Origin of the sequence: Petrotoga sp. Shatin.DS.tank11.9.2.9.3, assembly GCF_003665005.1 — a bacterium.
GTDB lineage: Bacteria > Thermotogota > Thermotogae > Petrotogales > Petrotogaceae > Petrotoga > Petrotoga mobilis.
Map to the genome: position 1 here is coordinate 311489 of NZ_JGVT01000001.1, position 14164 is coordinate 325652.

Annotated in this window: 13 protein-coding genes and 1 tRNA gene; 1 reads left to right on the top strand and 13 read right to left on the bottom strand. The window is 35.0% G+C overall.

Annotation, left to right across the window (positions count from 1 at the left end):
• Positions 1–19: 19 nt before the first annotated feature.
• From gcvPB to BZ25_RS01465, 13 genes are all read right to left on the bottom strand, one after another.
• A complete protein-coding gene (gene gcvPB / locus BZ25_RS01405; protein WP_121567201.1) occupies positions 20–1456 on the bottom strand; it encodes an aminomethyl-transferring glycine dehydrogenase subunit GcvPB in 1437 nt (478 codons plus the stop codon).
• Positions 1453–2799, bottom strand: coding sequence for an aminomethyl-transferring glycine dehydrogenase subunit GcvPA (gene gcvPA / locus BZ25_RS01410; RefSeq protein ID WP_121567202.1), 1347 nt, complete (start codon positions 2797–2799; stop codon positions 1453–1455). Before gcvPA ends, gcvPB begins: the two co-directional genes overlap by 4 nt.
• A 65-nt stretch (positions 2800–2864) precedes the next feature.
• On the bottom strand, positions 2865–4190 hold the full coding sequence (gcvT, locus tag BZ25_RS01415) for a glycine cleavage system aminomethyltransferase GcvT (protein ID WP_121567203.1): 1326 nt from the start codon (positions 4188–4190) through the stop codon (positions 2865–2867).
• Between the two features lie 138 nt (positions 4191–4328).
• Positions 4329–5000: a metallophosphoesterase family protein gene (locus tag BZ25_RS01420; RefSeq protein ID WP_012209695.1), complete on the bottom strand. Its 672-nt coding sequence runs from the start codon at positions 4998–5000 to the stop codon at positions 4329–4331.
• Positions 5001–5071: 71 nt separating this feature from the next.
• Positions 5072–5344, bottom strand: a complete 273-nt coding sequence (locus tag BZ25_RS01425; protein WP_012209694.1) for an HU family DNA-binding protein — start codon at positions 5342–5344, stop codon at positions 5072–5074.
• Positions 5345–5459: 115 nt separating this feature from the next.
• The gene (gene rdgB / locus BZ25_RS01430; protein ID WP_121567204.1) at positions 5460–6083 is read right to left on the bottom strand and encodes an RdgB/HAM1 family non-canonical purine NTP pyrophosphatase; all 624 of its coding nucleotides are present in this window, start codon (positions 6081–6083) and stop codon (positions 5460–5462) included.
• On the bottom strand, positions 6076–6735 hold the full coding sequence (gene rpe / locus BZ25_RS01435) for a ribulose-phosphate 3-epimerase (RefSeq protein ID WP_012209692.1): 660 nt from the start codon (positions 6733–6735) through the stop codon (positions 6076–6078). Before rpe ends, rdgB begins: the two co-directional genes overlap by 8 nt.
• A 12-nt stretch (positions 6736–6747) precedes the next feature.
• A complete protein-coding gene (gene rsgA, locus BZ25_RS01440; RefSeq protein WP_121567205.1) occupies positions 6748–7650 on the bottom strand; it encodes a ribosome small subunit-dependent GTPase A in 903 nt (300 codons plus the stop codon).
• Positions 7647–8150: a PASTA domain-containing protein gene (locus tag BZ25_RS01445; RefSeq protein WP_012209690.1), complete on the bottom strand. Its 504-nt coding sequence runs from the start codon at positions 8148–8150 to the stop codon at positions 7647–7649. Before BZ25_RS01445 ends, rsgA begins: the two co-directional genes overlap by 4 nt.
• A 5-nt stretch (positions 8151–8155) precedes the next feature.
• Positions 8156–9199 carry a 23S rRNA (adenine(2503)-C(2))-methyltransferase RlmN gene (gene rlmN / locus BZ25_RS01450; protein ID WP_121567206.1) on the bottom strand — a complete coding sequence of 348 codons (1044 nt, stop codon included), beginning with the start codon at positions 9197–9199 and terminating at the stop codon, positions 8156–8158.
• 252 nt (positions 9200–9451) lie between these two features.
• Positions 9452–10903 carry an IMP dehydrogenase gene (guaB, locus tag BZ25_RS01455; RefSeq protein WP_121567207.1) on the bottom strand — a complete coding sequence of 484 codons (1452 nt, stop codon included), beginning with the start codon at positions 10901–10903 and terminating at the stop codon, positions 9452–9454.
• Positions 10904–11177: 274 nt separating this feature from the next.
• Positions 11178–11253: transfer RNA gene (locus tag BZ25_RS01460), tRNA-Ala, on the bottom strand.
• 123 nt (positions 11254–11376) lie between these two features.
• Complete coding sequence (locus tag BZ25_RS01465) at positions 11377–12732, bottom strand: MBL fold metallo-hydrolase (protein WP_121567208.1); 1356 nt, start codon at positions 12730–12732, stop codon at positions 11377–11379.
• A gap of 302 nt (positions 12733–13034) precedes the next feature.
• On the opposite strand from BZ25_RS01465, the gene BZ25_RS01470 reads away from it, so the two are divergent.
• A complete protein-coding gene (locus BZ25_RS01470; protein WP_121567209.1) occupies positions 13035–14135 on the top strand; it encodes a BMP family protein in 1101 nt (366 codons plus the stop codon).
• The last annotated feature ends 29 nt before the right edge of the window (positions 14136–14164 follow it).

Sequence of the window (14164 nt, forward strand, 5' to 3'; positions counted from 1 at the left end):
ATCCCCAGCTTATCAACGCCTACTCAAATTTCACCTTTAAATCCTTATTGGCTTTTATTTCGTCCAATCTTTTAATAGTTAAACTCAAAGGAGCTTCTTTTAATTTATCTGGTTCTTTCCTGGCTTCTTCTAAGATTTTCTCATATATAGAAGCAACTTCATCCAAGGTTTCTTTGCTTTCGGTTTCGGTTGGTTCGATCATCATTGCTTCATCCACTATCAAAGGAAAATAAACTGTTGGAGGATGCATGCCATAATCTAAGAGCCTTTTTGCAAAATCCAGTGTGCTTACACCATAATCTTTCAACGAACTCCCTTTTATTACAAACTCATGCTTACAGACATCTGGATAAGCAACGTCTAAAAATTTTGATAACTTCTCTTTCAAATAATTCGCATTTAAAGTTGCAAGTTCACTTACCTTCTTCAAACCTTCTTTGCCCATTGATAATATGTAAGTGTATGCTTTGATTAGTACTAAAAAATTACCGTAAAAGCTACGTACTTTACCAATGCTTTTAGGGATATCATAATCAAAATAATATTCCCCACTTTCTTTCATACCCACAATAGGTTTAGGCAAATACTCTTTTAAAAAAGACTTTACCGCTATAGGACCACTCCCAGGTCCCCCCATTCCATGAGGGGTAGAAAATGTTTTATGTAGATTTAGATGGACAACATCGAAACCATTATCTCCAGGTCTTACTTTTCCCATTATTGCGTTTAAATTCGCCCCATCGTAGTACAACAAGGCATTGTTTTTATGCATCAAATCAGATATCTTCAGAATATCTTTTTCAAACAATCCCAAAGTATTTGGATTGGTAAGCATAATAGCGGCAGTATTTTCATTCACTAAAGATTTCAAATGATCTAAATCGACTCTTCCCTCATTATTCGAATTAACTTTAACGACATCAAACCCTGCCATTACCGCAGAAGCAGGATTCGTACCATGAGCGGAATCTGGTATGATAACTTCATTTTTATGACCTAAATTATTTTCTTGTAGATATTTCTTAATAACAAGCATTCCTGTAAGCTCCCCATGGGCACCAGCAGCAGGCTGCAGGGTAACATAATCCATTCCTGTTATTTCTTTAAGAAATTCTTGTAATTCATACATCAATTCCAACGCACCTTGTACTGTACTTTCCTCTTGGTAGGGATGAATAAATTTGAATCCATTCAAAGATGCAGCCTCTTCATTCAGAAAAGGATTGTATTTCATTGTACAAGAACCCAAAGGATAAAAACCTCTATCAACCGAATGGTTTAGACTGGCTAATTGATTGTAATGTCTAACAACATCAACTTCGTAAAGTTCTGGTAGATTCGGAGCTTCATTTCTAACTAAATGTTCTGGTATATCTATCTGAGATTCTTTGACATCCAATTTAGGAAGCGAATATGATGTTCTCCCGCTAACTGATTTTTCAAATATCAATTTCATGATAATCCCTCCAAGAAAGAACATAAAAAGTCGATATCTCTTTTTTTAGTCAGTTCTGTTGCACAAAACAGTACCTTATTCCCCATTTCTTCATAAAAATTCTTCAGTATCAAAGGTCCAAAATAATGTTGCTCCAACAGTTTTTCGTTGAGAAGATCAGGATCAATTTTGCTTTCTAATACAAACTCGTTAAAAAATGGCCCGTCAAATACAGGTTTAAACTTTTCAGTCTCTACCAATTTTTTTGCTAGATAATGGGCTTTATGATAATTCTGAAGAGAAACTTCTCTTATCCCTTGCTTTCCCATCACATTCATATACAAAGAAGCCAAAAGAGCATTGAATGCATGATTTGAACATATATTAGAAGTAGCCTTCTCTCTTCTTATATGTTGTTCCCTTGTCTGCAAAATCATGCAAAATCCTCTTTTACCATCTTGATCCACGGTTTCACCGATAATTCTGCCAGGCATCTTTCGGATGTACTTTTTTTTGGAAGCGAAGAATCCCAAACTTGGTCCCCCAAATGAAGGTGTATTTCCTAAAGATTGACCTTCTCCTACTACTATATCCACCCCAAATTTTCCAGGAGCTTCTAACAACCCTAAAGAGATTGGATAGGTAACTACAATGAAAATAACATCGCTAGGAACCTTTTCTCTTATCGCTTTCAAATCTTCTATTACACCAAAAAAGTTTGGATATGAAACTACAACACAAGATGTTTCTTGAGTGATTTTAGAAGTTAAATCATCTAAATCTAATTGTCCCGTTTCAGATAAATAGCCTATTTGCTCTATATTCATCCCTTGCACTTCAACATAGGTTTTTGATACTTCTTGATATTCGGGATGAACCAATTTAGACATCAAAACATGATTTTTACCATTAATTCTTTTTGCCATTAAAATAGCCTCAGCTAAAGCTGAAGCACCATCGTACATAGATGAATTAGAAACTTCCATCCCCGTAAGATTGCAAATTTGAGTTTGATACTCATAGAGTATTTGGAGGGTACCCTGAGAAACTTCAGCCTGGTAAGGCGTATATGCAGTTAAAAAATTCCTATTTGAAGCTAAAGGATATATCACAGAAGGAATATAATGATTGTAAATTCCCGCACCTCTAAAAACCCCGTATTCTTCCATATTTGTATTCATTTGCGATAAATCGGTTAGCCTTTCTTTAACTTCTAATTCACTCAAACCCGATGGGATATTCAACTCACCTTTGAACAGTGCTGGAATATCTCGATAAAGTTCATCTATATCTTTTATTCCCAAAAAAGAGAACATTTCTTCTATATCTTTTTGGGTATGGGGTAAATATGGAAAATCATTCATTATAACATCTCACCTCTTTTTATTATTCTTATAAAAGTTGATATAGCGCCCCTTTGCCTCGTTTGTTACTTTGTACTTCTTACACTTCCTTTATAAAACGGAGTTTTCACGACCTCAGCTTCTAGTAACTTTTCCCTTGCTTTTATACTCACAATGGATCCTAATTTTGAAAATTCTTTACTTACATAGCCCAAGGCTAAATTTTTCCCCAAAGTAGGAGACTTTACACCACTTGTCACAAACCCTATATTTTCATTATCTTTGAAAATTTCATACCCATGTCTCACCGGCATCTTGTCGTGTACTTCCATACCAACTAATTTTCTTTTGATTCCTTCTTCTTTTTGTTTCAGCAAAGCTTCCTTACCAATAAATTCTTTATTAAAATCAACAGTCCAACTTAGACCTGCCTCCAAAGGAGTAGTATTTTCATCCATATCGTTGCCATAAAGGAGCATTTTAGGCTCGAATCTCAAAGTATCCCTGCTTCCTAAACCACATGGTTTCCCATCAACCTCTTTAGCAAGTTGTATAAGTCTATCCCAAACTTTAACAGAGATCGCTGGAGACAGGTACAACTCAAAACCATCTTCACCTGTGTATCCGGTCCTTGATAATATTACTTCTTCTCCTTCCAATCCTAGAATTTTGAAGGAATAATATTCTATACTATCCAGATCAATATCTTTAAGATATTTTTGCAGTTGATCCTGGGATTTAGGACCTTGGAAAGCTATTTGGCAATATTCATCACTCTTGTTAATAACCTCAACATTAAAAGAAGAAGATTGCTTTCTTACCCAATCAAAATCTTTTTGAGTATTAGATGCGTTGACTACCAACAAGATCTTTTCTTCGTCTAATTTATAAGCGAGAAGATCATCTAAAATACCACCATCCTCGTTACACATAGGAGAGTACACAATTTTACCAATGGGTATCTTTTCCACATTATTCGTAATAAGGTGATTTACAAATTTCTGAGCATCTTTCCCTTGCACAAATAATTCACCCATATGAGATACATCAAAAACTCCAACACAATTTCTTACTGCGTTATGCTCATCAATAATAGAAGAATACCATAACGGAAGCTCCCAACCTGCAAATTCTCCCAACTTCGCTCCAAGTTCTATATGTCTTTCATAAAGCGGAGTCTTTTTAAGTTCAGACAAAGTAATTCCTCCCTTCTCCAATTCTTCAATTATAACTATCGCGCTTTCAAAATCTTTATCCTCAACATATAAATCGTAAATTGCTCCTTCACCGAAATATTCTCCACCTATTCCAATGGGAGATTTTAAAAATACTTGTATACCGTTTTCTTCCAAAATTTGTTTCAAAATCTGGCTCTGTGAATAATTGCAGTAATCTTTTAGTTTTTTCAGCATTGTCTCACACCTCTCAGAGAGAAGATACTATTCAACCTTAATTATATCACTCTTTGAAAAAGTTAGAAAGTCGAAGTATTTTTAATTAGAAGAGTTTAAAGGCAATTAAAGACGATTAAAGAAGTTTAAATCGATTTTTCAAACAGCTTGTAAAACTACGTGTCTGTTATCCTCAGTGATTCCAAAGGCCGTCAATTTCCCACCGTACACACATCCCGTATCTATATCTACACTTATTATTTTCTTATTATTATCTCGTTTCACAAAGATCTTATCTTCCCCTGTTAAGTACAATGTTGGAGTATGTCCATGAATAACGGTATAATTAAAATACCTTTCTGACATACTTAAAAATTCATCTCTTATCCACAACAAATCCCATTTATCTTGTTTTGAAAGTGACTTTTTTGGATTAACTCCCGCATGTACAAACAAATATTTCTCGTTTTCTACTTCCAACTCATAATACAGAGGTAGATCTTTTAAAAAGTTTATGTACTCTTCCCCAATATTGTTATTGAAACTTTTAATTGTCGACAATGCACCGTTGTAAAACCAGACACCTTCTCCATACTCATGAGTTTTTTGACAATAGTCGACCATCATATCGTCATGGTTCCCCTTTAAAAAAATACGATTCCTCTGTTTGCTTAAAGTAATCAAAAGATCCAGCACCTTTTTTGAATCAGGTCCTCTGTCCACATAATCACCAAGAAAAATCATTGTGTCAGAATCTTTGATCTGTATCCGTTTTAAAAGCGAAATTAAAGTATCGTACATACCGTGGATATCTGAAATCGCCCAGATCACTTGAAACCCTCCCATGTGATCAAGTCTTTATCATAAAAAAATGGGCAGGAATCCTGCCCATTTTTTGGAATTTACTTCACCATATCTTTTAATTCTTTACCAGGAACGAATTTTGGAACCATCTTTTCTGGAATCTTAATAGCTTTTCCAGTTTGTGGGTTGACACCTTTTCTAGCTGCTCTTTTCTGAACTTTGAAAGTTCCAAAACCAACTAACTTAACCTCTTCACCCTTACTTAAAGCCTCAGACACTACATCAACAAAAGCATCAACGAAACTTTCTGCATCTTTCTTTGTTACGTTAGCCTTCTTTGCAAAAGCATCAACTAAATCTTTCTTATTCACAAACATTCCCCCTTTCAACAGATAAAGATTCTTAAATCCTGATTCTACGGAACTTCAACGAAATTATACCATAAAACCAAAAAAATATCCACTTTTGAATCAATATTATGAAAAATTACTCTTTATTTTCTAATATTTTAGCACTTTTTAAAAAAAGAAGCAACTTTTTTATAGCCTTTGCCCTATGACTTATGCTATTTTTTACGTCTTTGGTCAGTTCTCCAAATGTATAATCGTATCCATCGGGAATAAAAATAGGATCGTAACCGAAACCATTCTTTCCTCTTATCTCAAATGCTATTTTACCATAAACTTCTTCTTGACAAGTAACTAAAATATTTTTTTGAGGGTCAAAATACGTCGCCGCACAGGCAAAATAAGCGGTTCTATCTTTTTCATTTTCCAGCATTGATAATAATTCCTTCATCTTTTGCTCATAGGAATGATTTTCCATGAACCTTGCAGAGTTCACGCCAGGGAATCCTCCAAGTGCAATTATAGACAAACCAGAATCATCTGAAAAAACAGGTTTTTTTATTAATTTTGAATAAGCCCAAGCTTTAATAACAGAATTTTCTACATAAGTTTCGCCATACTCTTCTACTTCAAAATTATCCTCTTTTATCTCATCAAATATATATTTAACAGTGATACTTCGATTTATATCAATATTTTGCAAGATTTCATTGATTTCTCTTACCTTGTTTCTGTTTGATGTAGCCAAATAGACGTCACTCAAAATCTTCTGCCACCTTTTTTAGTTCGATTATCTCCTGTGAAGGATTTTCTGAATAAAACACACTGGCACCAATGATAAAAGTGTTAACGCCACTTTGGTGAAGTAATCCAATGTTCTGTTTATTCACTCCTCCATCAACCATTATTTCAACATTCAGTCCTTTCTCATCAGAGAGTCTTCTTAATTTTCTCACTTTTTCATAAGTAGTTTCTATAAAATGTTGTCCAGTAAATCCTGGATTAACCGACATAATCAATACCTTGTCCACATATGGTAGAATTTCTTCTAAAAGTGACACTGGAGTATGTGGATTTAAAGTAACACCTGCTTCACACCCCAACTCTTTGATTTTTAATACAGTTCTGTGTAGATGTGTGACCGCTTCATAATGCACTGTTATGCTATTCACAGACTTAGAAAAGTTTTCTAAATATTTATCTGGTTCAACTATCATCAAATGAGCATCCAAATATATATCTTTAAATTTTTTCCTAATCGATTCCACGATTGGAAAACCAAAAGTAATGTTTGGAACAAACACTCCATCCATAATATCGAGATGTATTCCATCAGCATCTTTAGAAACTTTCTCTACCTCTTGAGCTAAATTCAAAAAATCAGCAGCTAAAATGGAAGGATATATTTTTATCAAACTGAAACACCCCTATTGTAATTTTAGTGAACTATCTTCTATTTCTTCGTATATTTGACAATAATTGGTATACCTACTCAATGAAATCTGTCCGTTCTCTACAGCCTCTTTAATTGCACATCCAGGTTCAACCGTATGGGAACAATTCGAAAACTGGCAAAAACCGTCAAATTCCAAAAATTCTTTGAAATAACGCCTTACTTCATCTTTTTTTATTCCCCTTAGCTCTAAACTCGAAAAACCTGGTGTGTCGACTATATATCCTCCAAAATCAAAATAAAGCAGTTCAGCATAAGTTGTTGTGTGTTTACCTCTACCTAATTTTTTGGAGATTTCTCCTTCTCTAAGTTTCAATTTTGGATCTAAAACATTCAATAAACTGGACTTTCCAACTCCAGAAGGACCTGCAAATGTTGATACTTTGTTTTTTAAATATGATTTTAATATATCTAAATTATTTTTCGTTATTTTCGATGTAGGAATCACAGGATAAATTTTACCATATATTTCTATAAATCTTTCCATTTCTCTTTTTTCTTCGTCACTACCAAGCAAATCCGTTTTGTTTAACACTATGACTACATCAAGCTTCTCTTTTTCAGCGAGAACTATAATTTTATCGACTACTATCAAATCTACTCGAGGCTCTTTAATTGATGTAACTAAAACAAGCTGATCCAAGTTAGCTACTCTAGGTCTGTATAATTCATTTTTTCTCTCTAAAATGTTTTCGATTCTTCCATAAGTATTTTGTTGGTCCTTAGAATACTCTACATAATCGCCAACAATGGGCCTAATCTTCTGTAATTTGAATCTACCAGGGAGAAAGCAGTTAATTTTTTGATTACTTTCCAAATCTTGAACGGTTACCATATCCGAATGAAATCTAACAACTATACCCTTTCTCCAACTCATTGATTACTCCCTTCATATTTACCGACATAGAGAATCACCCTTTCTCCACTATAATTATTTCCTGGTGTTGGAGACATGTTCAATACCACATCATTTTCTTCAGGTTTATAGGTTAATTGATTTCTAATTTCAAAAGCTATGTTGTACTCATTTAAAAACTGTTGTGCTACTCCGGAAGGTATACCTATCAGATCAGGAATCTTCAGAGTATTCATCTCTCTAAGTTGGACTATTACGTGATGTCCTTCTTTTACCTTTGTTCCAGGTTCAGGATCGGTATACAAAACTTTTTCTCCATTACCTACTACGTTTGGAATTAGATTTAATTCCTCTAAAGAAGAGATTGCTACCTTTTTATCTTCTCCGATCAAATATGGAATCTCAACCATATTGGAACTATTGGCAAAAACTGTCATAAAAAAAAAGGCAAATATTCCAGAAGCAACTATCCCTAAAATAAAAAATATCAAATTTTTTATTAATTTTCTTACTTTAATCATTATGTTCACCTATTAGCTTCTTTTAACTCTCTAGTTCTTAATTGACCACATGCGGCTGATATATCACTACCTTTCTCAGCTCGCACCACAGCATCAATTCCATTCTTAACGAGAGTATCCAAAAAAGCTTGAATAAACCTTTTTGACGGCTTTTCAAAGCCCGCTGGATTTTCATTGACAGGAATTAAATTAACCATCACTTTCAAATCACCAAATAGTTCAACTAATTTCAAAGCGTCCTCTTTTGAATCATTAAATCCTTTTATCAAAATATACTCAAAAGTAACCCTCTTTTTTGTTTTTTTCTGATAAATTCGGCATGACTGAATAACCTGCTCTACCGGATATTTATGATTTATTGGCATTATTTGATCTCTTTGAAGATTCGTTGGTGCGTGAAGTGAAACAGAAAGTCGAAACTCTTTGTTCAAATCTCCTAATTCTTCAATTTTCTGAGGAATTCCCGCGGTTGAAATGGTTATATGTCTTGCCCCTAACTTTTTCATCTTTGGATGGTTTAATATCTCTATGGTTTGAACAACGTTGTTAAAATTTAATAATGGTTCACCCATTCCCATGTATACAACATTTTTTACATCCATCTCTTTATCTTTTTCCATAGCTAACAGTTGACCAATGATCTCACCTGTCGATAAATTTCTAACGTAGCCGCTTTGTCCTGTAGAACAAAATGAACACTTCAGTGGGCAACCAACTTGTGTTGATATACATGCTATCGTTCTTGAAGGATAGTAAATAATTACGGCTTCAACAGTGTTCCTATCCTCTAACTCCAAAAGATATTTGGTAGTTCCATCTATCTTTGAAACCTCTTTTTTAACAATATGAGGAATAGATATTTTAAAATTATCACTGAGTTTTTGTCTATCGTCTTTAGATAAATTAGTCATCGATTCGAAATCAAAAACTCTTTTCTTATAAATCCAATCACAAATTTGATCAGTTCTAAACTTTTCAAGTCCCAATTCATTGAGTAAGTAACTTTGTAAATCCGAATATTCAAAATCTAAAATGTTTTTTGTTTGCATATAACTTCCTCTCCATTAAAATATATACTATCGTTTCCCCTTCCATATACTCCACGAGGGACCAGCGGCCCCTAACCATACTGCGATGGAGGGCTCCGCCCTTTGACCCTTTTAAAATCAGAGCCTTAATTTTGAAGCTTAATTATAAGAATATCTTCTAAATCTTAGTTTTAGCGCCCCTTCTCCCCGCTCCCCACCCATAAGGATAAAAGAATTTTTATCCTTTCTCCCACAACCCACAAAAATCAATAACTAAGATGAAAAGAAATAATTCGGAGCTTCACGTGTAATCTTTACATCATGTGGATGACTTTCTGTTATACTTGCGGTTGTAATTTTTATAAATTTAGCCTTTTGCTGTAATTCCTTGATATCTTTTGCCCCAACATACCCCATTCCAGCTTTGACTCCTCCAACTAATTGTATTATAACATCTTTTACCTCACCTTTGTATGCTACCATAGCTTCAACACCCTCTGGCACAAGTTTCTCATTTGGTGTACCTTCTTGGAAATATCTATCTTTGCTTCCTCTTTCCATAGCTGCTATCGAACCCATGCCTCTGTATGTTTTAAACTTCCTACCTTGATAAATTATCGTTTCGCCAGGTGCCTCTTCAGTACCTGCAAAAATACTTCCCATCATCACGGTAGAGGCTCCTGCAGCTAAAGCTTTGACGATATCTCCAGAATATCTTATCCCACCATCTGCAATAACAGGAACGCCGTATTTATTCGCTTCTTCTGAAACTTTTATAATTGCACTTAGCTGTGGTACCCCAACACCGGAAATAACTCTGGTGGTACAAATAGAACCTGGGCCAATTCCAACTTTTACTGCATCTGCTCCACTTTCTATTAACATCTTGGCAGCTTCAGCAGTAGCAATATTTCCAGCAATTACAGGGAGTTCCGGGAATCTTTCTTTTATCTTTTTTAAAGTTTCAATAATATTTTTGGAATGTCCATGGGCTGAATCTAAAACAACAAAATCGACTCCTGCATCAACTAATTCTTGCGTTCTTTGTAAACCATCTGAAACACCAACAGCAGCTCCAACAACTAAACGCCCTTTATCATCTCGTGTTGCGTTTGGGTTTTCGATTACGGAAGTAATATCTTTTATCGTTATCAAACCTTTTATATGTCTTTTATCATCTACTATAGGCAATTTCTCTATTTTATTTTGATGAAGTATCTCTTTTGCCTCTTCCAAAGATATATGTGAACCAGCTACAACTAAATTTTGGTAGGGAGTCATCAATTCTTTAGCTTTCTTTTCCATATTTTGTTCAAACCTAATATCTCTATTGGTCAATATACCCAAAAGAACTTTATCATCATCCACAACTGGTAATCCACCAATTCTGTACTCTCTCATGATCTTTTCAGCTTCTTTAACGGTTGTATCGGGCGTAATTGTTATGGGATCGTATATAATCCCGTTCTCTGTCTTTTTTACCTTTGAAACCTCATAGGCTTGCTGTTCAATCGACATATTTTTATGAATAACACCAACGGCACCTTCTCTTGCCATAGCTTTTGCCATTTGGGATTCAGTCACAGTATCCATCGCTGCAGAAAGAAAAGGGATCTTTAAATGGATATTTTTTACTAAATAAGATGTAGTATCAACCCTGCTCGGTACAACTTCGCTATACTGCGGTAGTAGTAACACATCATCAAAAGTTAGATACTCTTCCATTTCTCTGCCTCCTTGCCGTGGTGAATATTAACGTAAAAAAACGTTTTTAGCGCCCCTTCGCCCCGCTGCCCACCCATAAGGAAAGGGATCTTTATCTTTTAAACTCAAAAGCATCTTTTAAACCCAACAACCAGACTTTCTAACGAATGAGCCTCAGATTCCAAACCCGCTGCCCACCCCTAAGGAACTAGGAATCTTCACTCTTTATCCAGCTAAGCACTCCGCAGAATAAAAGATTTAATATATAAAAAATGAGGGAATATTTCCCTCATATTGGTGGAGTCGATGGGACTTGAACCCACGACCTCTACCGTGCCATGGTAGCGCGCTCCCAGCTGCGCCACGACCCCGTAAATATAGAAACTTCATTTGAGCATACAAATTATAACATAAGTGTTCTCTTTTTTCAAGCATTTTTTTTAACATAAAATCACAATTTCTAATTAATTTTTATTATTGTAGTTGACAAAACGTTAGAATTCAACCCTGCTTATTAGTACCCCTTCTGCGTCGTAGAGGGCTGCAATATCGCTATCGTTATTCCATATATAAGCGCCCGTCCATTTTAAATTAGTTGGAGGTTCATCTATTGCGTTACGGCCTGACAAAATATTCACACATTTTCCAGCTTTAAGTATATATCCATCTGGAAAATTAAACTTTTGGTTCCCAACTTCGCTAACCAAAACCCATCCTGTTAAATCAACGTCTTTATCAGTGTTGTTGCAGATAGTAACCTTTTCATCAGAAACATCTAAATACGTAATCAATATAGAAGTTTTTTGTGGTGCTGATTCTTGAGCATCTTCCATAAGATTAACAATGTTAATTGGTTCAACGTTAAAATTTATTTTATTCCCATCACTAATAGCTATAATATGTCCCTGCAAATCTGTACGAAAAAGATCTACCTTACACATTTCCAATCTTTCTAATACTTCCTGTGCTGGATGACCGTAATTATTATTTTTACCCACAGATATAACCGCATATTTTGGACTAACTTCCTTTAAAAACTCTTGCGAGGTCGAAGAATCGGACCCATGATGGCTAACTTTAAGAACATCCGCTTTTAAAAACATACTATTATCTATCATATCTTTTTCAGAAATTCTATCGGCATCTCCAGTGAAAAGATAAGAAGAATTTCCAAAATCTAACTTCATAACAGCACTCCAAGAATTAAGATCTGTTCCATAATTTTTCACCGGTCCAACAAAATACACATTGCTGAATGAAGGGCAACCTATCACAGCCGCTAAAGCAGGATTAATTAAAGTAATCCCAGCCTTAGTTGTTTTAATGTAAGTTCCCTCATTCCTCACTTCTAAAACAAAATCATTGTAAGTTTTCGTGGTGTGAGAAACATCTGGGGCATAGACATTTTCAACTTCAAAGGCTTTTAAAACATCATCTAACCCACCTATATGGTCTGCATCAGGATGAGTAGCTATCAAATACTCTATATCATCAACATCTTGGGATTTGAGGTAAGTAACTACATCGTCACCATACCAATTATTACCACCGTCAATTAAAATATCAACATTATTCGGTAATTTTATATAAACTGAATCACCTTGGCCAACATCAATAAAATGAACTTCAACATCCGAAGTGATAGGAAGAGTTATGCCTGATCTTTCTAAAAATGGCAAATAATCTTCAATCAGGTCTATTAATTTTTGGGTATAGTTAACTTTCCAATACATTAGTTCATCTGTTTGGTAGCTCGTAACGTAACTCCAAATAAAGCTTGGAGAATTAAAGGATAGAGAAAGGGAAAAAGGAAGAAGTAATATGCAAAATATCAATAGAATCTTCTTCATAAGTATCTCCTCATTACTTTGTTTATTATTATATTTTTACTATCCTTAGGAGCTTTAAAACATCTGTTAGCGCCCCTTCGCCCCGCTGCCCACCCATATGGATAAAGGATCTTTATTCTTCATCCCTGCTCCTTATTCGTAAGGAAAAAGAGTTTTTAACCTTCATTCCAACTCCCCATCCTTTATTTAATTCTTTTTTATATTATATCATCAAAATATCATTAAATCATAAAATTGCTCTTCGTAAAACTTTAAATTATAAATATGCTATAATATTATAAACCACATAGGAGGCGATTTTTATGAAAAAGTACCTAAGTGTTTTCTTTGTTGTTTTGTTCTTATTTTCTACTATTTACGCTTTCAAAGTAACCATGGTTACCGACGTAGGAGGGCTAGGAGACAAATCATTCAACGACGGAACGTGGCAAGGTGTTTTAAGAGCAAGAGACGAATTAGGGGTAGAAATTGCAGTAATCCAATCATCTGAACAAACAGATTATTTACCAAATCTATCTAACGCTGCAAGAGATTCAGACGTTGTAATCGCAGTGGGCTTCATGATGACGGATGTTCTTTTCAACGTAGCTCCCCAATTTCCTGATGTTTATTTTGTAGGGATAGATATCGAACCGTCTCCTGGACAAGTAGTCCCTTCAAACGTAGTTTGTTATGTTTTCAACGAGCATGAATCAAGCTTCCCAGCAGGTTATTTGGCTGCAATGATGAGTAAAACAGGAAAAGTTGGATTTATAGGAGGAGTTCCAGTTCCTGCCGTTACCAAATTCGAAGCTGGCTACGCAGCAGGGGTTAAAGTATACAATGAATTACATAACGAAGATGTCCAAGTCGTATCAGGCTATGCAAACACCTTCAATGACCCTGCTTTAGGAAAGAGTTTAGCTTTAACACAGATGGAGAACGGAGCAGACATTGTTTTTCATGCGGCTGGGCCTACGGGTAACGGAGTAATTGATGCTGCTAAAGAAAGAGGAAGCAATCTGTACAATCTCCCCCAAAATGCATCTTTGGAGCAAATCATCGATAAATACTATGAATTAGAAAAGAATTATTTTGCAATAGGCGTGGATGTAGATCAAGATTACATGGCTCCGGGTTACGTATTAACAAGTGCGATGAAAAGGGTTGACACAGCTGCTTTTGAAGGCATTCAATCCGCCATGTCCGTAAGAACCTTTGAATCTGGTGTTTTTAGATTAGGTATGAAAGAAGACGGTGTCAGTATAACGCCAATGAAATACACAAGAAGCATGGTGCCCATTAGATACTTTGTAGAAATCGAATATCTAAAAAAATTGATAAAAGAAGACAAATTAATAATACCATCAGATCCTTCCCAAATTGGATCATTTGAAGTTCCTGAGATAACTTTTCCATATTAATTATTAAAATATCCCGCTTTTTGCGGGAT

Coding starts and splice junctions, on each gene's coding strand:
- gcvPB (WP_121567201.1), bottom strand. CDS start 1,456: ATGAAATTGATATTTGAAAAATCAGTTAGCGGGAGAACATCATATTCG.
- guaB (WP_121567207.1), bottom strand. CDS start 10,903: ATGGAAGAGTATCTAACTTTTGATGATGTGTTACTACTACCGCAGTAT.
- rsgA (WP_121567205.1), bottom strand. CDS start 7,650: ATGAGTTGGAGAAAGGGTATAGTTGTTAGATTTCATTCGGATATGGTA.
- BZ25_RS01465 (WP_121567208.1), bottom strand. CDS start 12,732: ATGAAGAAGATTCTATTGATATTTTGCATATTACTTCTTCCTTTTTCC.
- rlmN (WP_121567206.1), bottom strand. CDS start 9,199: ATGCAAACAAAAAACATTTTAGATTTTGAATATTCGGATTTACAAAGT.
- gcvT (WP_121567203.1), bottom strand. CDS start 4,190: ATGCTGAAAAAACTAAAAGATTACTGCAATTATTCACAGAGCCAGATT.
- BZ25_RS01470 (WP_121567209.1), top strand. CDS start 13,035: ATGAAAAAGTACCTAAGTGTTTTCTTTGTTGTTTTGTTCTTATTTTCT.
- gcvPA (WP_121567202.1), bottom strand. CDS start 2,799: ATGAATGATTTTCCATATTTACCCCATACCCAAAAAGATATAGAAGAA.
- BZ25_RS01445 (WP_012209690.1), bottom strand. CDS start 8,150: ATGATTAAAGTAAGAAAATTAATAAAAAATTTGATATTTTTTATTTTA.